Origin of the sequence: Halorubrum salipaludis (assembly GCF_002286985.1) — an archaeon.
In the GTDB taxonomy this organism is placed as follows: Archaea; Halobacteriota; Halobacteria; order Halobacteriales; family Haloferacaceae; genus Halorubrum; species Halorubrum salipaludis.
Genome location: NZ_NSKC01000001.1, coordinates 229,686 through 252,650, shown reverse-complemented (window position 1 = coordinate 252,650; position 22,965 = coordinate 229,686). Strand labels below are relative to the sequence as shown.

At 62.1% G+C, this 22,965-nt stretch carries 27 protein-coding genes and 1 tRNA gene; 7 read left to right on the top strand and 21 right to left on the bottom strand.

The annotated features are described in order from the left end of the window. Nucleotides 1-34: 34 nt before the first annotated feature. The 7 genes from CK500_RS01200 to CK500_RS01175 all read right to left on the bottom strand — a co-directional run bounded on the left by CK500_RS01200 (nt 35) and on the right by CK500_RS01175 (nt 4,373). Entirely contained in the window at nt 35-1,549 is a 1,515-nt protein-coding gene (locus CK500_RS01200; protein WP_095635432.1) for an acetyl-CoA hydrolase/transferase C-terminal domain-containing protein, read from the bottom strand. Continuing rightward, nucleotides 1,546-2,124, bottom strand: coding sequence for a MaoC family dehydratase (locus CK500_RS01195; RefSeq protein ID WP_095635431.1), 579 nt, complete (start codon nt 2,122-2,124; stop codon nt 1,546-1,548). The genes CK500_RS01200 and CK500_RS01195 overlap by 4 nt, the downstream gene beginning before the upstream one ends. Nucleotides 2,125-2,186: 62 nt before the next feature. Next, complete coding sequence (locus CK500_RS17710; protein ID WP_255521202.1) at nt 2,187-2,315, bottom strand: hypothetical protein; 129 nt, start codon at nt 2,313-2,315, stop codon at nt 2,187-2,189. A 247-nt stretch (nt 2,316-2,562) separates the two neighbouring features. After that, entirely contained in the window at nt 2,563-3,597 is a 1,035-nt protein-coding gene (locus CK500_RS01190) for a tyrosine-type recombinase/integrase (RefSeq protein WP_095635430.1), read from the bottom strand. Beyond that, on the bottom strand, nt 3,594-3,773 hold the full coding sequence (locus CK500_RS01185) for a YbdD/YjiX family protein (protein WP_144049503.1): 180 nt from the start codon (nt 3,771-3,773) through the stop codon (nt 3,594-3,596). The genes CK500_RS01190 and CK500_RS01185 overlap by 4 nt, the downstream gene beginning before the upstream one ends. Then, nucleotides 3,770-3,958, bottom strand: a complete 189-nt coding sequence (locus CK500_RS01180) for a hypothetical protein (RefSeq protein WP_095635428.1) — start codon at nt 3,956-3,958, stop codon at nt 3,770-3,772. Before CK500_RS01180 ends, CK500_RS01185 begins: the two co-directional genes overlap by 4 nt. Before the next feature lie 160 nt (nt 3,959-4,118). Continuing rightward, nucleotides 4,119-4,373, bottom strand: coding sequence for a hypothetical protein (locus CK500_RS01175; protein ID WP_095635427.1), 255 nt, complete (start codon nt 4,371-4,373; stop codon nt 4,119-4,121). A 329-nt stretch (nt 4,374-4,702) separates the two neighbouring features. Between CK500_RS01175 and CK500_RS16720 the strand changes: the two genes are divergently transcribed. Next, entirely contained in the window at nt 4,703-4,939 is a 237-nt protein-coding gene (locus CK500_RS16720; RefSeq protein WP_144049502.1) for a hypothetical protein, read from the top strand. Between the two features lie 125 nt (nt 4,940-5,064). Then, the gene (locus CK500_RS16715; RefSeq protein ID WP_144049501.1) at nt 5,065-5,553 is read left to right on the top strand and encodes a hypothetical protein; all 489 of its coding nucleotides are present in this window, start codon (nt 5,065-5,067) and stop codon (nt 5,551-5,553) included. Nucleotides 5,554-5,648: 95 nt separating this feature from the next. Here the strand turns inward: CK500_RS16715 and CK500_RS01170 are convergent, their stop codons facing one another. From CK500_RS01170 to CK500_RS01130, 12 genes are all read right to left on the bottom strand, one after another. Continuing rightward, nucleotides 5,649-6,608 carry a hypothetical protein gene (locus CK500_RS01170; RefSeq protein ID WP_095635426.1) on the bottom strand — a complete coding sequence of 320 codons (960 nt, stop codon included), beginning with the start codon at nt 6,606-6,608 and terminating at the stop codon, nt 5,649-5,651. Beyond that, complete coding sequence (locus tag CK500_RS01165) at nt 6,601-7,440, bottom strand: hypothetical protein (protein WP_233138643.1); 840 nt, start codon at nt 7,438-7,440, stop codon at nt 6,601-6,603. The genes CK500_RS01170 and CK500_RS01165 overlap by 8 nt, the downstream gene beginning before the upstream one ends. After that, on the bottom strand, nt 7,437-7,964 hold the full coding sequence (locus tag CK500_RS01160) for a hypothetical protein (RefSeq protein WP_095635425.1): 528 nt from the start codon (nt 7,962-7,964) through the stop codon (nt 7,437-7,439). Before CK500_RS01160 ends, CK500_RS01165 begins: the two co-directional genes overlap by 4 nt. Before the next feature lie 2 nt (nt 7,965-7,966). Continuing rightward, nucleotides 7,967-8,803, bottom strand: coding sequence for a hypothetical protein (locus CK500_RS01155; RefSeq protein WP_095635424.1), 837 nt, complete (start codon nt 8,801-8,803; stop codon nt 7,967-7,969). Nucleotides 8,804-8,966: 163 nt separating this feature from the next. Beyond that, a complete protein-coding gene (locus CK500_RS01150; RefSeq protein WP_095635423.1) occupies nt 8,967-9,614 on the bottom strand; it encodes a hypothetical protein in 648 nt (215 codons plus the stop codon). Nucleotides 9,615-9,700: 86 nt separating this feature from the next. Next, on the bottom strand, nt 9,701-10,102 hold the full coding sequence (locus CK500_RS01145; protein WP_095635422.1) for a hypothetical protein: 402 nt from the start codon (nt 10,100-10,102) through the stop codon (nt 9,701-9,703). Continuing rightward, complete coding sequence (locus CK500_RS01140; RefSeq protein ID WP_233138640.1) at nt 10,102-10,386, bottom strand: hypothetical protein; 285 nt, start codon at nt 10,384-10,386, stop codon at nt 10,102-10,104. The genes CK500_RS01145 and CK500_RS01140 overlap by 1 nt, the downstream gene beginning before the upstream one ends. A gap of 200 nt (nt 10,387-10,586) precedes the next feature. After that, the gene (locus CK500_RS16710) at nt 10,587-12,248 is read right to left on the bottom strand and encodes a hypothetical protein (protein ID WP_144049500.1); all 1,662 of its coding nucleotides are present in this window, start codon (nt 12,246-12,248) and stop codon (nt 10,587-10,589) included. Then, nucleotides 12,248-13,174, bottom strand: coding sequence for a hypothetical protein (locus CK500_RS16705; protein WP_144049499.1), 927 nt, complete (start codon nt 13,172-13,174; stop codon nt 12,248-12,250). Before CK500_RS16705 ends, CK500_RS16710 begins: the two co-directional genes overlap by 1 nt. A 145-nt stretch (nt 13,175-13,319) precedes the next feature. After that, the gene (locus CK500_RS01135) at nt 13,320-15,260 is read right to left on the bottom strand and encodes a hypothetical protein (RefSeq protein WP_095635420.1); all 1,941 of its coding nucleotides are present in this window, start codon (nt 15,258-15,260) and stop codon (nt 13,320-13,322) included. Between the two features lie 223 nt (nt 15,261-15,483). Continuing rightward, entirely contained in the window at nt 15,484-15,660 is a 177-nt protein-coding gene (locus CK500_RS17130; RefSeq protein ID WP_158224015.1) for a hypothetical protein, read from the bottom strand. Nucleotides 15,661-15,837: 177 nt separating this feature from the next. Next, nucleotides 15,838-15,909, bottom strand: a tRNA-Ala gene (locus CK500_RS01130). A gap of 320 nt (nt 15,910-16,229) precedes the next feature. Between CK500_RS01130 and CK500_RS01125 the strand changes: the two genes are divergently transcribed. The 3 genes from CK500_RS01125 (at nt 16,230) to CK500_RS01115 (ending at nt 19,399) form a co-directional block, all read left to right on the top strand. Continuing rightward, entirely contained in the window at nt 16,230-17,030 is an 801-nt protein-coding gene (locus CK500_RS01125; RefSeq protein ID WP_095635419.1) for a DUF120 domain-containing protein, read from the top strand. Beyond that, nucleotides 17,030-17,803, top strand: coding sequence for a 3,4-dihydroxy-2-butanone-4-phosphate synthase (gene ribB, locus CK500_RS01120; RefSeq protein WP_095635418.1), 774 nt, complete (start codon nt 17,030-17,032; stop codon nt 17,801-17,803). Before CK500_RS01125 ends, ribB begins: the two co-directional genes overlap by 1 nt. Before the next feature lie 666 nt (nt 17,804-18,469). Beyond that, nucleotides 18,470-19,399, top strand: a complete 930-nt coding sequence (locus CK500_RS01115; protein ID WP_095635417.1) for a branched-chain amino acid transaminase — start codon at nt 18,470-18,472, stop codon at nt 19,397-19,399. 91 nt (nt 19,400-19,490) lie between these two features. Here the strand turns inward: CK500_RS01115 and CK500_RS01110 are convergent, their stop codons facing one another. Together CK500_RS01110 and CK500_RS01105 are read right to left on the bottom strand one after the other, a co-directional pair. After that, nucleotides 19,491-20,201 carry a DUF502 domain-containing protein gene (locus tag CK500_RS01110; protein ID WP_095635416.1) on the bottom strand — a complete coding sequence of 237 codons (711 nt, stop codon included), beginning with the start codon at nt 20,199-20,201 and terminating at the stop codon, nt 19,491-19,493. A gap of 89 nt (nt 20,202-20,290) precedes the next feature. Next, nucleotides 20,291-21,130 (bottom strand): proline dehydrogenase family protein, encoded by an 840-nt coding sequence (locus tag CK500_RS01105; protein ID WP_095635415.1) that lies wholly within the window; start codon nt 21,128-21,130, stop codon nt 20,291-20,293. Between the two features lie 104 nt (nt 21,131-21,234). On the opposite strand from CK500_RS01105, the gene CK500_RS01100 reads away from it, so the two are divergent. After that, nucleotides 21,235-21,777, top strand: a complete 543-nt coding sequence (locus tag CK500_RS01100) for a CDP-2,3-bis-(O-geranylgeranyl)-sn-glycerol synthase (protein ID WP_095635414.1) — start codon at nt 21,235-21,237, stop codon at nt 21,775-21,777. A 164-nt stretch (nt 21,778-21,941) separates the two neighbouring features. Then, nucleotides 21,942-22,955 (top strand): aldo/keto reductase, encoded by a 1,014-nt coding sequence (locus CK500_RS01095; protein ID WP_095635413.1) that lies wholly within the window; start codon nt 21,942-21,944, stop codon nt 22,953-22,955. Nucleotides 22,956-22,965 lie beyond the last annotated feature (10 nt).

Here is a 22,965-nt window from a genome sequence, read left to right as displayed (position 1 = left end):
TGTGGTCCCGGATGAAACCTTCTACATGGTGGTCTCAACTGTCATCTCGTTCCCACGAGAACGCCGTCTCGAGGTCGTGCGGCGTGTTGCCGCCGTCGTCCGCGGCTCGCTCGCGGTACGCGTCGAGGTCGGCGCGGAACGAGGGATCGGCCACCGCCACGAGCGCCTCGGCCCGCTCGCGCGGCGAGCGGCCGCGGAGGTCGGCGACGCCGTGTTCCGTGACGATCACGCTGGCGTCGTGTTCCGTGTGATCGACGTGCGGCGTCAGCGGCACGATCCGAGACACGTCGCCGCCGACCGCGGTCGACGGCAGCGCGACGATCCCCAGCCGGCAGTTGCGCGCGAAGTCCCCGCCGCCGCCGATCCCGTTGACGACGCGGGTGCCCCCGATGTGGGTCGCGTTCACGTTCCCGTACAGGTCGACCTCCACCGCGCTGTTCACGCCGACGACGCCGAACCGGTCGATCAGCTCCGGGGCGTTCGAGACGTCCGCCGGCCGCAACACCACGTCCTCGGCGTAGCGCTCCACGTCGTCGAAGAGCCGCTCCTGTCCCTCCGCCGACAGCGCCAGCGAGGTCGCGCTCGCGCCGCGGAGGTCGCCCGCGTCGAGCATGTCGAGGAGACCGTCCTGCACGACCTCGCCCACGTACGACACGGGTCGGTCGCCGAAGTCGACGTCCGCCAGCGCGCCCATCAGGGCGTTCCCGAGGCTCCCCACGCCGAACTGGAGGTTCGCCGCCTCGTCGAACAGCGGGTTGCGCTCCAGCTCGGCCTCCAGGAACGCGCCGAGGTTGTCGGCGATCGCCTCGTCGGTCGCGGAGACCTCGCGGAACTCGTAGGGGTCGTCCGCCCGGTCGGTCTCGACGACGGCCGCCAGCTTCGCGGGGTCGAACCGGACGGCCGGGCCGCCGGTCTCGCCGAGGGGGTCGTCGAGGGGGATCGGGCTCCGGTTCGGCGGGTCGTCCCGGACGTGTACGTCGTGGACGCGGGCGAGCTCGACCGGCTGCGCGCGGTTCACCTCGACGATCACGCGGTCGGCCGCGCCGACGTACGCCGGGGTGTGGCCGATCGACGTGGAGGGGACGAGCCAGTCCGGGCCGACCGCGACTGCCTCGACGACCGCGACGGTCTCGCCCCGCATCCCGGCGCGGAGCCCGCCGAACCGCACCTCGTCGGCCAGCCGCGAGATGTGGCGGTCGTGGAACTGGATCCGGCCGTCGTTGGCGGCCGCGCGCGAGGTCTCGTTCGGGACGAACGGGTAGCGCCGGGCCATGTCGCCGGACTCGACGAGGTCGCGGTCGATCTCGTCGCCGACGCCCCCGCCGGAGACCACCGTGAGCTCGCGTTCCTCGTCGGCCGCCGCCAGCGCCTCCGGGACGAGCTTGGGGTACCCGACGCCGCCGAAGCCGGAGACGAGCAGCGTCGCGGTCTCGGGGACCAGCGCGGCCGCCTTCTCGGGCGTCGCGATCGGCAGGTCGCCGCCGAGCCGCGTCTCGGGGACCGGGTCGTCGAGCGTCGGCGCCGCGGGGCCGGAGGGGGACGGCGTCACTCCAGGTCCTCCGGCTGGGTGCCGATCCCCTCGGGCCACCCCGTCGGCTGCGCCGCGCTCGGCTCGGCGTGCGAGCGCTTGAGCACCATCGGCGTGCGCTCCAGGGAGAGGACGAGCTCGTCGTTCTGGTTGTACGCGCGCAGCTCCGTGGTGACGATCCCGACGTGGTCGCGCGAGGAGGACTCCCGCTTGTCGAGCACCTCCGACTCCGCGAACAGCGTGTCGCCGTGGAAGACGGGGGCGTGGTGGCGGATGTCGTCGTAGCCGAGGTTCGCGGTGGCGTTGGCGCTCACGTCGATGACGCTCATCCCGACCGCCAGCGCGATGACGAAGGTGCCGTCGACGAGGCGCTCGCCGAACTCCGTCTCGGCGGCGTACGCCTCGTTGAAGTGCATCGGGTTGAGGTTCATCGAGAGGTTCGTGAACCAGACGTTGTCCGTCTCGGTCACGGTCCGGCCGTACGGGTGTTTGTACACGTCACCGACCGCGAAGTCCTCGTAGTAGCGCCCCTCCCAACCGCCGACGAGCCGACGATCGCTCTCCTCGTCGCTGTGTGCGTCGCTGTCGCGTGCCATACCGCCCCCGACAACGAACGGCTAAAAGAGGGTTGCGTTCGCGGCCCTACGCACCGGATCGGTTACGTGGAGGCCGTGTACAGCAGCATTCCGACGGAGACGATCGTGACCAGCAGGATCCACCCGACCATGATCGCCCCCATCTGCCGGTGCGTGAGGTTCTGGCCCTCAAGGAACTCGGAGATGCCCATGTGAGGTCGATCTGACTCGGAGTATATAAGGTGTCTGGGTCGCCGGACGGCGTCGTTTCGCTTCGAACGCGCCGCATTTCCTTCGCCGGACGGCGAGGGGATCTAGAGGCGTCGGGGTGAACTCTGATCGGCGATCGTCTTCGTTCCGTTAGTCCCGCGGACGAAACGACAGCGAGGCGTCTTCTCTATTGGGTCTGGGTACCTTCGCGAGAAACGGGGACTGCTATGGACTCGCGGGGCAGGAGCTTTATCGATCATCTGACAACACCTCCGAATCATCGAGAACATCCTTGCGGACGGTCATCTTCTCCTGATCACTCCGAACGTCGTAGTGCTGGTACAGTACCTCAAGCGTCACATCCATCCGTTCGCTGACGATCTCCGGCGTCGTCCCAGCGTTGAGGAAGTGAGTTATCGAGCCGCGCCGGATCGCGTGCGGACCACACGACGACGGACACCGGCTCGGGTAGCCGTCGTGACCGAGCGCGTCGCACTCGTCGAGGTCACGATCGTGCGGACAACCACCGTACTGGCAGGGTTGGGTCGCTCTGTTCACCCAGACGTAAAGCGTGTCTCCGGTCGGGCGACCCTGCTTCGAGGTGAACAGGGGACGCCGGCCGTAGTCGTCGACCACATCCTTCCGGTCGGGATTCTCGGCGTAGTCCTCGATCACCTGGAAGACCTCGGGACCGAGGTAGACCCAACGGTTCCCGCCGTCGCCGTTCTTCAGGTTGGTTCCGGTATCCGGGCGATTCTCGACGACAATCGCGTTGTCGTCCAGGCGGAGGTCGTCGACATCGATCGACCGAGCTGCGGACCGGCGCATCCCGGTGACCCAGAGCAGGAGGATCAGCGCGTGGTCGCGGCTCGCGTAGTGATACCGGTCGAGCGAGGCGATGATCGCTCGGGCGCGCTCGGCCGAGAGGTGGTCGTCGCGGGACTCGGCACCGTCAGGGAGATCGGGCGAATGGACCTTCTCGCGGAGCCCTTCGTCGACGGCTTCCATGTCCGCCCACCATTCGAGGGCCGCCCGAACCGTACTCAACTGCTTTTGCAGGGTGATCGGTGCGATATCCCCCTGCCGCCACGCGACGAAGTCAGCGAGGTCCCGACCGTCGAGGTCGTTCAGGTTCTCGATCTCCCGTTCGTCGCACCACTCAAGGAAGTGATTCAGTCGAGTCTGGGCGTTGTTGAGCGTCGACGGCCGAACGGACGGCTTCCGGTATCGAAGGAAGCGTTCGACGCCCTCGTGAGGTTCGAGGGGTTGGAGGTCGTCGCTCATAGGTAGCCCTCCGGCGCGTCGAGGATCGGGTGGTCCGGGTGGTCTTCGGCGAAGTGGTCGAGGTAGCCCGCGACCTGCCGAGCGTACTCGGTGAACCCGTCCGGCGGGTCCGGGTCGATCGAGGCGTCGCAGACGGGACAGATAGAGAGGTCCTCGGCGAGAGTGTTCGAACTCATGCCGGAGCCCTCCATCCCGAGGTTTCCCGTTCCCAACAGTCGACGTGAAACGCGTACTCCGCGTCAGCCTCGTAGAGAGGTGCGGTCGGGTGGCAAGTCCGCGGCTTCCGCTCCGCGTCGATCCACATGTGATCGTCGTCGGGCTCGAAGCGGTTCCCGCAGATCGCACAGTAGAGCGTCGTCATAGGACCGGCACCCCGATCGTCCCGGAAGCGAAGACTCTACAGTGAGGGCAGAAGACGCCCGTTTCCTCACCGATCGAAGCGTCATGAAACACGAGACGACGAGTTTCGAGACCACACTCGCCGCAGGTGATATTGTGAGCGACAGGATTGAGATCGTCACTCATCGCGCGCCCCCGTCGAGATCGTCGTCGTACGGTCCGGTCGGCGTGACGAGCTGCACCTGGTGACGGAGCAGAAGCGCGTCGGTCTTCCGGTCGCGCAACTGGTAGAACGCACCATCGACATCGTCCCGGCGCGCGCAGTGTTGACACCAGAAATGGTGATTCGTCGGTTCCCACGTCCGGTGGCCGAGAGGGCAGATATACCGCCAGCGATCGGTCTCGTTCTCGATGCGAACGAGTTCCTTTGAGGGCATCACCTCACCCCGACGACAGTGTATATAAAAGACGAAATCCTTGTACGGGGACTGAAAGTGAAACTGGTCCCAGTCGCTGGTTGCCGTGCGATCCCATCCGTCGTGGGGGGATTGAATACCCCCTATCGTCTTTGCTGACATGGCTTTCGTGGCTGGTTCACGGAAGCCCGTGCGGACCTGCTGTTCCAGCAGCGAGGTCCGTTTTTGAATCGGGTCTCCGTTATCGACCAGAAAGAAGAGGAGTAATATAGTTCTACTGCTATTACTAATAATAGGAAAATTACCAATTCTCACACACTAATTAGTGGGAGGAGGATAACGGGTAGATAATGGCAGGTCGAAAGGAGACGGTTTCTGATGAAGAGATTCTATCTATATTCATGGAAAGTTCGGATCCGTTTATGACAACCGCCGAGATCGCGGAGGAATTAGATTTCACACTTACAGGGGCCAGAAAACGGTTATACGGTTTGGAGGAGAACGGACTTTTAAATTCAAAGAAAGCAGGAAATAGCCCAGTATGGTGGATTAGTGAAAACGGTGTTGTGAGGATAGAAGATAAGTAGTTATCAATTCGCCGAATTCCAGGGTTAAATTTATACTATATTTGAAGAGAAGGGAAGGTATGAATCGTCGACGAGGGTTACTGGGCGGTCTCGGAAGCATAATGATTGCCTCACTCGGAGGCTGTTTGGACGAAAACGACGGGTCGGATGAAGCAGATCCGGAAGAAACTGAAACGAATCAGGTCTCAAGCGACGAAGAAAACACCGAAGAACGAGAAGAAATCCTTAACGAATACAGAAGCGCATCCGACGAATTTCAGAGCGGGATGGAGCATCTACTAGCTACATTTTCAGCGGTACATTCAGAAGGAGATCTGGAGAAGGCAGAACAAAGATGCGATGAAGCTCTCTCCGATTTCTTGGGTGCGAGGAACACTTTCTCAAGTATCGAATTTTCTGCTACCGGAATACCTGGTGGAAGCGAGGTCTCAGGAGCTTGTGAGGACGCTACCGAAAAGTCGGAAAACCTAATATTCGCAGTAGAAGCTATTCAAACCGCTATCAACGAAGCATCAAATCCTCCAGTACATTATATAATCTCAGAGTATATTACAAAATCTAATGAATCTAATCTAACACCATCTGTAGATATTAAAGAATCGCTAGAACTGTAATTCGTGTTGCCCGCGCGACCCCCCGCAGGGAGGGGCCGCGCGGGCGGTCGCCCACTGAAAGGGGTGGGTGGGTCGGTAGGTGGATCACCGTGGTGTTAGGTTGCAGGTCCGCGTTCGCGCAGCTCGGCGAGGAGATCGGGCCAGTCGAGGTCTTTGCTGAATAAGTCGGGTTCGAGGTCCCACTTCCAGGGCGCGGCGTCGTTCGGGTCGGGTTCCGCGCTCGCGGGTTCGAGGTTTTCGACAGTCCCACCGAACAGCTGGTTGGTCGGCTTGTCAGCGTCTGCCGGCCAATCGGCGAAGAAGTCAACCTCTTTCTTTGAGTGCTTGAAGTACGCCGTGGTGAAGAGGCGTTTCAGCTCCGGGTGGCAGTCCTTCCCGGTGTGGAACACGGTTCCGAAGACGTCGACGTTCACCTTCGCCATCCGCTTGGCGAGGGGAGAGAACTGCGCCGCGACCTCGTAGCTGTTCGTCCGCGCGTCGAAGTGGGTCGAGCCCTCGTCGATAAACACGAACTTCGGCCGGTCGCGATGCTCGATGCAGGTGACCGCGAGGTCGTGGGCGCTCGTAACGACGATATCCGTTCGATCCCACGTTCGGGAGTTTGAGATGATCAGGAGATCGTCGACGGTCGCCGATCGGAGCTCGGCGAGCAGCGCCATCAGGTTGGTCTTTCCCGTGTTGGGGTTGCCGGCGCCGCCGATGAACGCGGTCGCGTCGTTGTTGGTCATCATCTCGTCGAGGCGCAGCGGGAGCCGGAGCGCCGAGGCGTCGAGGTCCTGTTCCGTCACGCCGACGAGATGCGAGAGCAGCAGCGAGTTTCCCGAGCGAATCGCTTCGGACGCCTGCCGAGACTGCTGGGTCCGATCGACGAGCGACAGCAGCTCGGACTTTCCGGTCACGTCCGGCTCGATATCGTCGAGGAACACCGAGGCAGGAACGTCGTCGGGAACGAGCACGCCCGCGCCCGACGCCATGTCTCGATCCGTGTCGATGTTCCCCTGGAGCTGCTCAGCGAGCTTCGCCGCGGTCAGCATCCCTTCGTCGGAGTCACCCATCGACCGACACCTCGGTTTTCTCCGCGTGGCCGTTGCGCTCGGTGGCGGGTTCGGGTTCGGAGAAGTCGAATCCGGACTTGTGGTCGAGGTCGTCGAGATCGGCGTCGTCGACGAGGTCAGAGAGGTCGTCGCCGGAGGCGTCAGCCAGTCCGAACTCCTCAAGCTCTTGGTCGATGGCTCGGCCGATCCCGTCGCCCGAGTCGGGAAGCGAGCCGTCCTCGAACAGCTCGACGACACGCTCCACCGTGTTTCGGGTCGCCCGGCGGACGACCGTGAACGCGGAGGTTTCGAGGATGAAGCCGCGCTGGGCATCGTCTTGTAGCTGGCCGCGGCACTCGTGGACGGCACGGAGCGCGCGGGTCAGCTCGCGATCGTCGAGCGTGCCGCGCCACGTCCCCACGACGGTCATGTCTTCGAGGTCCACCTGTTTCCCGACGTAGAGGTTTGGGGACAGCTGGGTGAGGTCGTAGGAGGTATTGATGAACTCGTCGTCGTCGAGCACGTCCATCTCGCGGAACTCGTCGGGCGGGAGGCGATAGATACCGCCGTCCAGTACGCGAGCGTCGAGGTCGATCAGCCAGACGAACGACGGGTTGTAGAGCCAGCCGACGACTTTCGAGCCGGTCCACCAGCCGAGCGGGGTGACGAACAGACCGGACAGTCCCGCGATGTACCAGAAGCGCGGCACCGACACGTCGAAGCCGGCGAGGATGGCGACGATCGCGGCGACAGTCGAGAGCACGACCAGCTGGGGAGCGCGAGCGCGAGCCCAGTCGAGGAGGTCCAGGTGCGCAGGCTGTTCGTCTCGGGTCGCGGGATTCGTGGAGTTCATGCTACCCTCTCGGCTTCTTCGGTTTTGCCGTAGACGCGCCGGGCAACGAGGTAGAGCGTGGTGAGCGCGACACCGAGCGCGCCGCCGACGCCGGCGGCTTGCGTGTCGCTCGCGGTGAATGGGCCGGCGACGATCGTCGAGGAGGTCCGCACCTCTTTCTGGTAGAGCGTCTGTCCGGCGGCGATTGTGACGCCTTCCGAGCCGCCGTCGACGGTGACCGTGAGGCGGACCGTGTTACGGCCGGCGTCGAGCGCGACCCGTCGCTGTTCGAGCACGCCCGAGCCGCGCCGGAACGCTTCGGTCACCGTGACCGTCTGCGGGCCTTCGGTGTAAATGTCAACCACCACGTCCGAGCCGTCGAGTTCGGCCGAGCAGATAGCCGTGTACTCGTTGATGCGTTCGGTACACTCTTCGGTCGCGTTCGTGGCTGTCGCGTTCGTCGAGGCGTCTTGTGCGACAACGGCACCGGGGAGGAACAGCGCGGTCGCTGCGAGCGCGAGCAGCGCGATAAAGATGGGCCGCATGGTTAGTTGTTGACGGCGCCGAGACCAAGCAGACCGAGCACGGCGACGATGATCGCCTTGCCCTCGGTCGAGAGTCCAGACCAGCCACCGCCGCCGCCGTCAGTGGCCGTGTCGTGGACGTTCTCGGTGGCTTCCTTGTTGGCTTCGTAGTTCTCTGTGAAGATTTGTTCAATCTCCTCAGCAGAAGTGTCAGCCGAGGCAAGCGACCGATCGTTGAACGAGACGCCATCAGCACCCTCGGCGGAGACGATCGTGAACTCATCGCTGAGTTCGAAGATGTCCGCTCCGGGGCCAGTGTCGGTCGAGCCGTCGTCCGTCGTGTTCGTCGTGTTGCCGTCGAGGTCGTCGACGCCATCAGGAAGGTTGACCGCGGCGAAGATCGAGCCTGGGATGTTCTCCGCGAAGTGAGTCTGACCCACGGCGAGCGTGTTGCCCTGATGGGCCGTCCACGAGAGCCGGCCCGTCAGTTCGAGTTCGCCATCGTCGTTGTCCGCCGGGATGGTGAACGTCACGACCTGCTCGCTCATCGGGTAGCCCATGCCGCGAAGCGCCATCGCCGCTTCTTGGTAGTCGGACGCGGTCGAGGCGGTGTCGGTCAGGTGCTTCGGGCCGACCATCTCCTGTAGGTCGACCTCGCCGTCCTGTGCGGGTTGGAAGTACGAGTCGACCATCGACGAGACCTCATCGATCAGCGTGGAGCGCCGGTCGAGGAGATCCTTATAGATGGGAACCCAGTTTTTCGCGTTGATCGCGTCGACCTCCGACGTGCTCCACGACTCACCTTCGTCGACGCTGTCGTAGTCAGTAGCCTCGGGAGCGAGCATCGAGAACCCGTACATGTGCCCGCTGTCGTTGCGAGCAGCATCGTACTCAGACGGGTCAGCAGTTACGGCGAGGTGGGTTGTGGTCGAACTACTGCTGAAGGTGTGCGTCAACCGCAGATGAGCGTAGTCGTACGAGTCGCCGTTGACGAGCGTCCGAGTACCCGTCGTCGGGTGAGTATCAGAGTTCTGTAGGTCGTACTACCTCCGTAGAGCTTGAAGCACCCAGATCGTCGTACAGACGGTTGCCGATGTGGCGACTCCCGTAGTACTGAGAATCAGTACCGGGAAGGAGGCTCTGGGCGACGTTGTGGAAGCGATTGACGCGGATGGAGAAGCTGTCGAGAATCGCACGCTCAACGACGGCGTAGGCGTCATCGATCGCAGCCTCAGCCGCAGCAGTTGCGTCGGACTCCGTTCCCGAGTCAACGGCCTGTTCGTAGATCGCGAAGATGGCTTCTTCGCGGGCCTTGTTCTCGACGAGCTGCACGTCGCGTTCGACCGAGGCGAGGGTCTGTTCTTGAGACAGTCCCTCCTCGCGGTAGCGGGTGAACTCATCGACGTGTGCTTGGTAATCTAACGAGTCAGCGACGGCGTCCTCGTTCGAGCTACCGACGCTCGCCCCGTAGGCGAGCAGGGCAATCGGGCCACCGACGACCGTAGTGGCGGCGATGCCGACTTTCTGCCAGTCAACGGCTGCTGCAGAGCCGAGAGGGGAGCCGAGGTACTTCGAGCCGATCCCGGCGGCCGCAGTGGCACCGAGACCGCTTACGAAGGCGCGGCGGCCCAGACGAGAGCCAGACCGAACAGTATCATCGTCACCGCCCACGCGGTCCCGAGCAGCAGGGCGGTTAGAGGCGTTACAGCTAGTCGTTGTTTCATTGTTGGAACTCATAAGTGAAGTTCGAGGGGTGGTTACCGAACAGCGACGCCCCAGGCGACGACGGTCGAGAGGAAGGCGACGATCGGGCCGAGGTTGCTACTCGTGTTGATGATGTCGGCGAGCTGGGGAACGTACTGGTAGCCGACGATGACCGCCGGACCGAGCGCGATCGCAACCTGTTCCCATCGCTCGTACGATTCGAACTGCTTGGTCTCGCTGCTCGCGAAGGCGATCGCGTACGCGGCCAGCGAGATGAACGTCGCGTGTTCCGCGGTGAGCGTGTAGTCGACCCACGTCAGCATCACCTCGGAAATCCCGCCGAACTGGTAGAGTCCAGCGAGGATGAACACGACCGACAGGAGCGCGGGCAGCGTCCGCAGGTGGGTGTAATCCGAGAGCGCGTCGCCCATCGAGTTCGAGTAGGACGACGCCATCAGTCACCACCCGGGAATGAGACCATCGTCGGGTTGTAGTCGTGCGTCGAGCCGTCGTCGCGTTCTAGCGTCACCTCTTCGGTGTCCATCGCGACCCAGATCTGTTCGCCGACCTCGATGGCGTCCTGGGCAGCTGCGCGCTTCACTTCGTCTTTCGCGAAGTACCGCACGACTCCGCGACTCTCGTCCTTGATCTTGAGCCGGTACCAGGGGCCGTACTCTCCCTCTCCTTCGGTGAGGTCGAGCACCAGCCCGTCGAGCACTTCGCCCGGTTCGAGTTCCATAGTCGGAACGTCGCTGTCGGGATCGGTGCTTTCGAACCGTTCGTAACCGTCAGGCGGCGTCGGTCTTTCAGTCGACATCTCCAAATATTAATGAAGAAAGAGGCTATGTATAGAATTAGCTTAGGCAGAGTGAAAGTGAAGCAAGGGCAGTATATCCAGATACTATTTTGTGAATATATGCCTCTAGTGCAGATTATTAGCTACATTTGAAGAATTATCCCATTCTGAGAAGTAGACTCAATCGCTGCTTCATAACTGAACGTTACTTTAACCCAATCCCGGGGTGAGACATTATCTGGCATTTCGGATTCATTCCATTCTGGGACATTTTCTCCGGGAGTGCTTGTGACCGAGATCGGCTGGTGAACCGATTTTTCGATATACTCGTAGTCCTCTGAAAACCATATAATGGCTAAGAAATTTGAATCAAGGATGTTTAGAATGGGAACATTCGAGTACTCAAGATAACTATTCAAATCCTGATTTGAAACCCGGTTGCTATTTTGATTATTTCGCAAAACTCTTGACACCTCTCTTTCTCCGGTAGCTATAAACTCAACATCTCGTGATGAAATTATATCATCAAACATCTCTGGAATAGCATTATATGAGGAAACCTGGTTTAATTCGAAGGTAAGATTGTCTATCACAAATTCCCTATATTGTTGTAAGATACGAGAAAAATTATTGCTGAAAATTGTTTGAATACCTGAATCAACAAATACCCTACGAGGAAACCTCCCCTCTACAGAGAAACGATCAAGTTGATCCTCATCAACTGATGGATTTTCTGTAATTCCGGTTGTTTCTCGGATCGCTCTCCGAAATGAGTCATCATTTAGTTTTGAGTTTACTTTCTCAGCAAAACGTTCAGTAGTAGTATTATCAATTGGCTGCGTTCTCGTCCATTCACGCTCTCGTGATTCAAATATTGTTTTAACTTCTTCAAAGTGTTCAATAAAGTCATCACAGATATGTTGTATATCATCTTCACTATCCAAGAATTCTGCTAGTGGGTACTCTTCCTTATACGACTCAAATCGTTCTATGATTGGATCAATATGAATTGATCTTTCTGAATATCGAAGAACTGGACTCTCTTCTGGAGAAAGAGAGTTTATAGAAGTATTGTAATTCTCATTAACCATCCAAATCAGAATACTGCAATAGAATTTTAACATCCATGTATTTGGGGCCATTCCGGAAAAAGCGACCCCGAAATTACGATCTAATTGCCGATTCATATTCCAATTTTCCCATATATCAATTATCTCATCGGATTCCCTCACACGGAAAAACACATCTGAGATTTCCTCAATTGAGCCGAAGTCCTCAGTAACTGGTCCTTCTAAGATCTGTCTTACTGAGGAATCTAGAAGATCCCCTTCTGTATAAAGATGAATACCCCATCCATATGTTGCGAATTTGAGTTCCTCAATACGTTTCCTGTAATTATTTGCATAATATTGCTTCTTCTGATGGAAATCTAATTCAGAAGGCTGTTCCTCTATAGTATCACTATCTTGTGGGAGAACAGCATATTCACCTCTTTCGAACTGGTAGACATCATTTAATAACGTTCTTAGTGAATTCAGTAGAGCAATCTTATTGTGTTCTACAGTTGCTTTCCACATCTCGGAATGGGTATGTAGAAGTGTATCTACAAGACTCTCAGAGCGAGAAAGTGTCTCTTCATTCTCAGCACTATTGAACTCCGCTAAGACTTGTGATTGTGCGTTGTTGAACCGCTCCAAGAGAATTTGCGGGGACTCTGCTGGAGGATCGTGAGATAACCCTCTTTTATACAATCTAGAGAACATATAGAGAGTTCTCTCAACAGGGTTCGAACGGTCAACACTCATTAGTTTTGATCCCTCCATCTGTTCATAGATATCCAGTATACTCCTGATAATGAAGCAACCACCTGTTCCTCCAGCTCTTCGTTCTGTTGTTTGATGGACCTACGGTACAGTGAGTCATAATTACTGAAAACAAAATCCCAAAGTTGGGTATCAGTAGCAACCGTTTCATCTTTTTCCAAAAGCACCTCTAAGAGTATCTCTACCCTTCTTAGTTTTTCTCTGAGCTGATCTGGTCTATCTGCATCTATTTCATGTCTGCTTGCTTCAAAGAAATGCCCTAGATATGAATCAAAATCTCCTGCCGGACTATGAAATTTCCCGGATAAGTGGTCTCTAGCATATTTTTCTACATTATCATCTAGAGTGTTATGAAGTAGCAGATCTAACACGTGCCAGAATCGTTCCAGAATGAAAACTAAACTAGCAAAGAACAGGATACCAGCGGGAAATCCTATTTCAGGAGGTACTGACCCATCTCCTAATCTCAAAACAGCAGCACCAATAATGAGATTTGAGAAGAGGAGAAATGAGATAATTTCTATAGATCTCAACCTATGGGCAACCTCTGCGATTATACCGGGGTCAGTGGGTAGATCCTGAATCTGATTCCAAGCGAAAGATAAAGCAACAAGTCCAAATCCAATTATTGTTGCATGTACTGCCCATAGAGTACTTAACTCAGACTTATTAAAGTCAAATATCCCAAAATGAAGTATTCTTGCCAGGATTGATTTAATATGTGGGCCAATCAGATATCCACCTATTGCCAAGATCAGGGCCAGAGAACATCCGATGAACAAACCCCACCATCGACTGTATAAGCCTTTGTAGGCCCGAAGCAGTATAATATATAATTTTTGATAGCCTTGACGTAACCTCATCCGAACAGAATCAAAAATATCTGGTACTTCTTCAGAGACACCCATGCTATTGCATTTATCGTAAGTCGTTTAATTAGTTTGGGGACCCCAAGAAATATCATTAATTGGATTTAATACACAAACATCATTTGGTTTATCTCACCACTACTAATTATCTCTAATAACATTTGAGAAGAAATAGATTGTATTCTCATTTCGGCATATTTCCATTAGGATGTAACATACAAGGACGGAGTTCATCGCGAGCCATCTCTGGGTTCGAGATGTGGTAGTCCTCAACGACTAAGAGACGGTCAGCGACATCAGGGTCAATGATACCGTTGTTGACGAACCCCCGAGCGATCGTTTCCGGGTCGTGAGTCGCAACGCCAGTCCGTCTATTCCGGAAGACCTCTCCTTGTGCGAGGTCGTTCGAGAGCCGAGTGTTCTCGATGATGTGCCCGACAGGAAGCTCCAGCTGCACCATATCGACACCACCGCCACCGGGTTGGTGTTCGTTGCCGTCGCTATCGACGATTGCCTTCAGCTCGTAGCCGAGCTGTGGCTCATGTTGGCGCCGATCGACCGATTCCGACTCCGGTTGTTCGGTTCCGTTCAGTATCTCGCCGACGAACTTCTTGTCCGACGGGTCGATGTTCAGATGCGCCAGTAACGAGGGGAGCGACACGTCTTGCCCGTGAACATCGAGGTAGTCCTGGACGCGCTCACGGATGAGCGCCTTTCGGGGAGACTCGCCGTAGGACCACGCGCTATCGGCACTCGGCCATCGTTCGGCGAGCGAGCGACCCGGTTCAGGTTCCGGCGGCGGCGTAGCCGCGCCAGCTGCCCATCGGAGATCGTCGTCAAGCGCGGTTTCCGATTCGGGAGGTCCGTCGAGTCGGTCCTGGTCGACAGTCCACGGTGATCCGCAGCAGGCACAGACCACATCGGCGCCGTGGCCGTCGTCCCACCGGACCCGCTCGCCGTGAGGATCGACCTGTCCGGATTCTTCGTTTTCGGCACGCTGCTCGCACCGATCGGCGCGAATCGCTTGGTTCACCGTTTGAGACCGAGAGGTTCGTCGCCGAGCTGCCGACCAGTACACGGCACCCCACGCGATGTACTCGATCGGCTTGTCTAGGAGGTCCTCCGTGTAACCACCCATGTACGCGGCGAGGTAGGAACCGAGGTTACCAACGCCTGCATTCATAGAGATGCAGCCGTTGTCTTCCTGTAGGTAGTCGTCAATCTCGTCGTAGTTGTGTGCTGACCACCCTGCAAGGTCGCACACTTCTAGGTGCTTGTCGATCACCCGTTCGAACTCAGAGGCGACCGGACGGAGGTCATCGAAGCGGCCGCCGTCGAAGTAGACGCCGACGTGAATATGAGTGTAGCAGGCATTGAGTCCGGCGTCTTCGTCGGGGTTCGAGGCAGCACCCATTCCGTGCGGTTCTGCTTGGAGCCAGTAGCCCCACTGTTCGGGTTCGAGATCGAGGTGATACTCCATCACGTTACGGAGCGTGTCGCGGACGCCGCCGTAACTGAACGCGTCGTGAATCGCGTCCATCTGGTCGACGGGAGGCACGCGGGTACCATCGGGGACAGACGAAGCAGTCAGGGTCAACATGGTGGTCACGGCATCGTCCCACGCGGGGACCGCTTCGCCGCCGGACGGACGTTTGCCGCCGGACATCTGTCGCTGGAGCGCGCGAGCCCGTGCGTACTGCGTTCGGCTATAGTCCTCTCCCCATGCATCGACGAGAGGTACGTCGAACTCGTCGCCGCTTTCTCGATCTTCGAAGCGGGCGAGCATTCCTTTGTACTCGTGATGTGCCCGGAGGAAGGCGTGAACGGCATCGAGCCACGTTCCGGCGGAACGCTCGCGGAGCGTATCGACGGCAAAGGAGTCCTCAAGCGGGCGGTCTGGGTCGACGAACTCCTGTTCCCAGTCGGCTTCCGTGACGATGCGCCGAAGCTTCCGCCCGTGCGTCTCAGAGAGCGGTTGATCGGCGAGGTGTGGGTACTCGGACGCGAACTCAGAGACACGTTCGACGACGGGATCGGCGTCTTCCTCTAATCCGGTGAGAGAAGCCGTTACAGAGTTAGTCTCCTTGGAAGGCCAAGACGCACCCCCTTCGTCGGGCGCGCTCATCGCTCACCTCCAGGTGTGCGCGACCGCGCCGCGACAGCACCGCCGCTCGTTTGGCGACCTTCGGTCGCCTGTGCGCGGTCGGCGCCGTTCGGTCCGCGTCCGGCGGACCTCACGGACCGCAAGGTCGCCGACCGCTTGGAGAGACTGCCGAGGGTCGCGTGGTCGAGGCGGACGAGATCGTGCCGAACCCGTGGGGAGGTGGACCGGCGCGCAGCTGGCCGGCTCACTTCTGGTCAGGATTCGCGAGGTCGTCGGGCCGCTCGGGGCAATCGAGCGCGTGCCCGTACTCGATGCCGCTGGTGGAGTTCCGCGTGCACCGCTGATTACAGAAGGGGCACCAGAACTCACCCGGGCCGTCCGCGGACAGGGTCGTCCCGGTGGAGCCGTCGGTCAGGCTCACCGCAGATCACCCCGATTTCCTTCGATGAAATCAGCAGACAGCAGGTACCCGGATGTACGAGATTTATGGACTCTCTTTTCTCGCCCGGGTTTATTCGACCCTCCGGAACGAGTAATTTGGAGAGATAGGGCCTCAGCTAACGAATTTAGGAACCTTCGAGAACATAACCGGCAGTTATGGACTCGCGGGGATTTGAACCCCGGGCCTCTTCCTTGCGAAGGAAGCGATCTGCCGCTGATCTACGAGCCCGCACCCGGAACCAATCGCCGTTCGTATTTGTACCTTACCTTTCGGCGACCCGCACGCGGGTGGTTCGCACTCCCACGCGGGCGTCCCGTATTCTCGCGCCGGCGTCCGCCGCCGTCGCCCCGCACGCTCGACGGCGTCACAGCTCGCGACGACGACCGCCGATACCGATGGGGTTAGGTACGGGGCGCCACGACGTTCAGTACCTTCGGACGCGACTTCGGTGACTTCGGCCGCCGGTTCCCACTCCCCACCCGATTAACGTTTCTGGGACGCATCTCATTTCCGTTACTCTTTTGCGTGCGGACGACCCAGACCCGGACATGGCAGAAGCGACGTCGACGGCGGACCCCGACCCGGCCGCGATCGCGGCCCTGAAACACGTCGGGCTCGTCGGCGGCCTGACCGAGACGAAGGTGTCGTGTGCGGCCCTCGGCGACCGGCTCGACGCCTCGACGCAGACCGCCTCTCGGCGGCTTCAGACCCTCGAATCCGCGGGGTACATCGAGCGCGACGTGGTCGGCGACGGCCAGTGGGTGCGCGTCACCGACGCGGGCGAGGCGGCCCTCCGCGCGGAGTACGCCGACTACCGCCGGCTGTTCGAGACCGACGTGGAGCTCGTGCTCCGCGGCGCGGTCACCGGGGGGATGGGCGAGGGGCGACACTACATCACCCTGCCCGGCTACGCCGAGCAGTTCCGCGCGCGCCTGGGCTACGAGCCGTTCCCGGGTACGCTCAACGTCGACCTCTCCGAGGAGAGCGTCCGCCGGCGCGGCGAGATGGCCGGCATCGACGCGGTCCCGATCGACGCGTGGGAGGGCGAGGACCGCACGTACGGCGCGGCCTCCTGTTACGGCGTCACCCTCGTCGCCGGCGACGAGCGCTACGAGGAGGTCCACGCGATCGTCCCCGACCGGACCCACCACGACGACGACCAGCTCGAGCTGATCGCCCCCGAGCGGCTCCGCGACGCGCTCGACCTCGACGACGGCGACGCGGTCGAGGTCCGCGTGGCCGCCACGAGCCGGGCGGACGAGCCCGAAAGCGAGGCGGCGTCCGAGTCGCCGGAAGACGACGACGAGGGCGAGAGTCCCGCTGACGCCGTCGAGACGGAGGTCGCCTGATGCGCGCCGACGCCGACGTGGACGCCGAGGCGGAGGCCGCGCCCGCGGACGCCGAGGCGGTCTCCGACTCCGACTCGGATCCCGTCCCCGACGCCGATTCCGGCTCCGACGCCGATTCGGTCCGGCGCGCCCTCGACGCCTTCCGCGCGGGCGATCCGGTCTGCGTCCACGACTTCGCGGACCGGGAGGGCGAGACGGACATCGTCTACCCGGCCGGCGCGGTCGACGAGGCCGCCGTCGCGCACATGCGCAACGACGCGGGGGGGCTGATCTGCGTCGCGGTCTCCGACCCGGTCGCGGATGCGTTCGGGCTCCCGTTCCTCGCGGACGCGCTCGACCACCCCGCGGTCGACGACGACCCCGAGTACGACGACCGCTCCTCCTTTTCGCTCCCGGTGAACCACCGCGAGACGTTCACGGGGATCACCGACGAGGACCGCGCTCGGACCATCGTCGAGCTCGCGAACGCGGCCGCTGCCGCCGGCGCCGACCCGGCGAGCTACGGTCCCGAGGAGTTCGCCGCGGAGTTCCGCGCGCCCGGCCACGTCCACGTGCTCCGGGGCGCCCGCGACGGGCTGCGCGGCCGGACCGGTCACACGGAGCTCGGGCTCGCGATGGCGGCGGCCGTCGACGCCGCCCCCGCCGCCGTGGTCTGCGAGATGCTCGACGACGAGACGGGCGCCGCGCTGGCGCCCGCGGACGCCGAGGCGTACGCCCGCCGGCGCGGAATCCCCTACGTTGAGGGCACTGCCCTCGTCGAGGCGCTGCGCTGACGCCGCGAGGGCACAGACGACCGACCCGCTTTCTCTCGATGAAGTGCTCCTGACTAGCCGATCCGGCGCGCGCCTGCGAGCGGTCGCCTCCGGCGACCGCGAAGCAGCGCCGCGCGAGGGAGTCGCGAGCGGGCGACCGAAGGGAGCCCGATCGAGCGACGAGGCTGGGGAGGCGTGAGGTGCTGTGCGGTGCGGGGAGGGACTCAAAGGGGCAGCCGCGAGGCCGCCAGACACTCGCTGCGCTCCTCACTCGTTCGCTCCGCTCACTCGTTGCGGTGCTTGGCGTCGTCTCTGGCGGCCTCGCGGCTGGGGCTTTGGAAGTGTCGGTACCGATCGTCGGTTTATAAACATCGTACAGCCGAGCGGCTGGGGCTTTGGAAGTGTCGGTACCGATCGTCGGTTTATAAACATCGTACAGCCGAGCGGCTGGGGCTTTGGAAGTGTCGGTACCGATCGTCGGTTTATAAACATCGTACAGCCGAGCGGCTGGGGCTTCGGAGGCGTTCGCGTCGGTTCCCGTGGAGCCACTGATAAACGGGCGACCGCGGACTCAGGGTATCCACCGTCGGTCCGTCAGCAGCTTGTTTATAAGTGGGCGGGTCGCCGACGGTCGCCGCGTTCTCCGCATGTCACAGATTTAAGCCGGGAGGTCACGACCGCTGTAGTATGGGATTCGACGAGATGGATGTCGACACGATCTGGAAGAACGGTGAGTTCCTCGACTGGGAGGACGCGACCACTCACGTTCTGACCCACGCGCTCCACTACGGGAGCGGCGTGTTCGAGGGCGTCCGCTGTTACGACACCGAGCGGGGACCGGCGATCTTCCGGTGGGACGAGCACCTCGACCGGCTGTTCGACTCCGCGAAGATGTACGACCTCGACATCGAGCACTCCCGCGAGGAGATCACCGAGGCCACCCTCGAACTCCTCGACCGGCAGGACCTCGGGTCCTGTTACATCCGGCCGATCGCCTACTACGGCTACGACTCGCTGGGCGTCTCGCCGAAGGACTGCCCGACCGACCTCGTCCTCGCCGCGTGGCCCTGGGGCGCGTACCTCGGCGAGGAGGCGCTCGAGGAGGGCGTCGACGTGATGGTCTCCTCGTGGCGGAAACACGCCTCCTCGCAGGTGCCGACGAACGTCAAGACCACAGGCCTGTACGTCAACTCCATGCTCGCGGGCGAGGAGGCCCGCCGCAACGGCTACGTCGAGGCCATCGTCCTGAACAAGGAAGGCAACGTCGCCGAGGGGCCGGGCGAGAACATCTTCATGGTCAACGACGGCGAGATCTACACCACCGGTCCCGCGCAGTCGATCCTCGAGGGGATCACCCGCGACACGGTCATCGAACTGGCGGAGGAGCGCGGCTACACCGTCCACGACGAGGCGATGATCTCCCGCGGACAGCTGTACACCGCCGACGAGCTGTTCTTCACCGGCTCCGCGGCCGAGGTGACGCCGATCCGGTCGGTCGACGACACGGAGATCGGCGCGGGCACCCGCGGCCCGGTGACTGAGGAGCTGCAGAGCGCCTTCTTCGATCTGGTCGAGCGGCGGACCGACGACCACGACGACTGGTTTACCTACTTATAAGCGGGTCGCCGTCGTCATCGGCGCCGAACGGTCGCCGCCGTTGCCGTCGTCAACGTTGCCGTCGCCGATCGGTCGCTTCCGCTGTCGCCGATCAGTCGCCGTCGCTTCCGCCGTCCGTCGACGACCGGTCCGACTCCCCGGGCGTCCCGTCGGTGCGGACCCCGCTGACGCCTCCGGGCTGTCCGGTGGTCCCGTCTGACGGCGCCTCCTCCTCGACGGGCACCTGATGCGCGGACTCGGCGAAGCCGGCGGAGAGGACGCGCGTCATTCCCTCCTCGACGGTCTCGCCGGTCTCCTCGACGCGCTCCGGTTCGACCTCGATGACGAAGCCGGTGGTGATGTTCGGCGCGGTCGGCATGAACAGGACGATCTTCCCGTCGCGGGTCTTCCGCCCGGTGCGGAAGGCGGTCATGCGGATCCCCGGCCACGTCTCGATGTACACGGGGCTCTGGAGCTCGTCGGTCCCGGAGACGGCCGTCTCGATCGCGAGCTTCGAGGCGTTGTACACCACGCGCAGCGCCGGGATCCGGTTTATGGCGCCGTCGACGGTGGACTCCGCCAGCCGGCCGAGCGTCGTCCGCATGAAGTAGCCGACCGCGAGGACGACCGTCGCGAACACCGCCATCGCGATGATAACCCGCGAGACCGGCTCCAGCGGCCCGGGGATGATCGGCGGCTGGAGCTCGTCGATCAGCGGGATCGAGGCGATGTACCGGTAGATCCACTGGAGGACTAAGAGGAGCACCAAAAGCGGGGCCAGCACGATGAGACCGCTGGCGAAGTCGCGTTTCCACGTGGACATCTATCGAGTCCGTATCTGTCGGCAATCCTTAAAGGGGCTTCTACGTACCGGGCGGCCTCGGCGGACGCCCGCGGGATCGCGGTCCTCGGTCACCGCCCGAGCACCGCCCGCGCCGCGAACGTCAGGTTCTGCCTGCGCTCGCGGACCCGCCGGTAGAAGTACGAGAGCCACCGGTTCCCGTACGGGGCGTACTGGGCCACGTCCACCCCCTGCGCGGCGAGGTCGCGCTGGGCCTCGTCGCGGACGCCCATCAGCATCTGGACCTCGTAGTCGGTCCCGTGCTCCCGCGCGAGCCGGTCGGCGAGCGCGATCATCGCGGGGTCGTGGGAGCCGACCGCCACCCCGCGGTCGCGGCGCTCGAACAGGAACTCGAGGTCCTCGCGGTACGCCCTGTCGACGCGCGACTTCTCTGTGTACGCGATCGACTTCGGCTCGTCGTACGCGCCCTTCACGAGCCGGATCGAACCGGGCACGTCGACGAGGCGCTCCAGGTCCTCGCGAGTGCGCTTGAGGTTCGACTGGACGCACTGCCCGACGCTCCACGGGTACTCCGCGGCGATCGACTCGAAGGCGTCGAGCGTCGCGTCGGTGGTGTCGGCGTCCTCCATGTCGCACCAGACGAACGCGTCCAGCTCGTGGGCGCGGGCGACGATCTCGCGGTAGTGCTCCGCGAACAGCTCGTCGGACACGTCGAGCCCGATCTGCGACGGTTTCACCGAGACGCAGGCGTCGAGCCCGCTGTCGGCGATGTCGTCTAACAGCGCGAGGTACGCGTCGGCGTCAGCGCGGGCGTCCGCGGGGTCGTCGTAGTGCTCCCCGAGCAGGTTCAGGATGACGGCGACGCCGTCCTCGTTACACGTTCGGGCGTGCTCGATGGCTTCCGGGACGCTCTCGCCGGCGACGAACCGCCGCGCGATCGGAGGGATCATACGCCTTACTCGCGGCGGTAGCGACTTGATTGTTGCCGACGCCGACGCTTTCGGGACCGACGCGATCCGGGATTTATATACCCCAGACGGGCGACGACGCAGGTATGATCGGTTCGCTCGTCGCGACCGCGTTCTGGGCGATGTTGCCCGCCTACGTGCCGAACAACGCCGCGGTGCTGGCCGGCGGCGGCCGCCCCATCGACGGCGGCCGCGAGTGGCGCGGCGCCCGCGTCCTCGGCGACGGGAAGACCTGGCGCGGGACCGCGGTCGGCACCCTCGTCGGCGTCCTCCTCGCGCTCGCCCTCAACCGCCTCGCGACGCCCGCGGGCGCCGCGCTCGGCGTCGACCTCCCGACGTTCGCGCTCCCGGCCGCGTTCGCGCTCGCGTTCGGCGCGATGTGCGGCGACATCGGCGCCTCGTTCCTCAAGCGCCGGTCGGGCCGAGAGCGCGGGGCGGCGTTCCCGGGGCTCGACCAGCTCGACTTCGTCGTCGGCGCGCTCGCGGCGGTCTTCGTCGTCGACACCGACTGGGCGCTCGCGGTGTTCACCCCGTCCGTCCTCGCGGTCGTGCTCGTGATGACGCCCGTCCTCCACGTCGTCACCAACGTCGGCGCCTACGCGCTCGGACTGAAGAACGAGCCGTGGTAGTGAGGAACGAGCCGTGGTAGTGAGGAACGAGCCGTGGTAGTGAGGAACGAGCCGTGGTAGGGGCGTCGCGACACGCGCGTCGCGACCAGTCTTCTCGCCCCACGTTCACACGGTACATCCGCTTGCTGTAGGTTTTTGCGGCGACGGGCACAACCGCCTGATCGATGACTCCCGAACTCGACGATATCGACCTCGATACGGTCCCGCTCGGCCGAACCGGCCTCCGAACGAGCGAGCTCCAGCTCGGCACGTGGCGGTTCGGCCGCGTGACCGAGGCGGGCAACGTGGAGATCGACGAGGACCGGGCTCACGAGCTGCTCGACGGGTACGAGGCCGCGGGCGGGCGCTACATCGACACCGCCGACGTGTACGGCGGCGGCGACTGCGAGCGCTGGATCGGCGACTGGCTCGCCGAGCGCGACCGCGAGCGCTACACGATCGCCTCGAAGGTGTACTGGCAGATCCGCGACGGCGATCCGAACAGCCGCGGCACGAACCGCAAGAACGTCCGCCACCGCGTCGACGCCCTCTTGGACCGGCTCGACACCGACTACCTCGACGTGCTCTACATCCACCGGTGGGACGACGAGACGCCGGCCCGCGAGCTGATGAAGACGCTCAACGGGCTCGTCGAGTCCGGCAAGGTCCACTACCTCGGCGCCTCCACGCTCCACCCGAACGCGTGGAAGGTCGCCCGCGCCAACGAGATCGCCCGCAACGAGGGCTGGGAGCCGTTCAAAGTGCTTCAGCCGCGCTACAACCTCGTCGACCGCGAGGTCGAGGGCGACTACCTGGAGTTCGCGCGCCAGCGGAACCTCGCCGTCTCCCCGTGGAGCCCCCTCGGACAAGGCTTCCTGACCGGGAAGTACGACCGCGACGCCGACCTCCCTGACGACTCGAAGGCCGCCGAGTCGAGCCGCTTCCAGGAGTCGTACCTCACGGAGCAGAACTTCGACCTCCACGACGAGCTCGACGCGGTCGCCGACGAGGTGGACGCCACGCCTGCGCAGACCGCCCTCGCGTGGCTCGCCCACCGCGACGGCGTCACCGCGCCCATCGTCGGCGCGCGCACGACCGACCAGCTCGCGGAGAACCTCGCGGCCGCCGAGATCGACCTGTCCGACGAGCAGGTCGACCGGCTCACCGCCGCGAAGCCCGGCCCGTACGACGGGCTGTAGGACGGCGGCT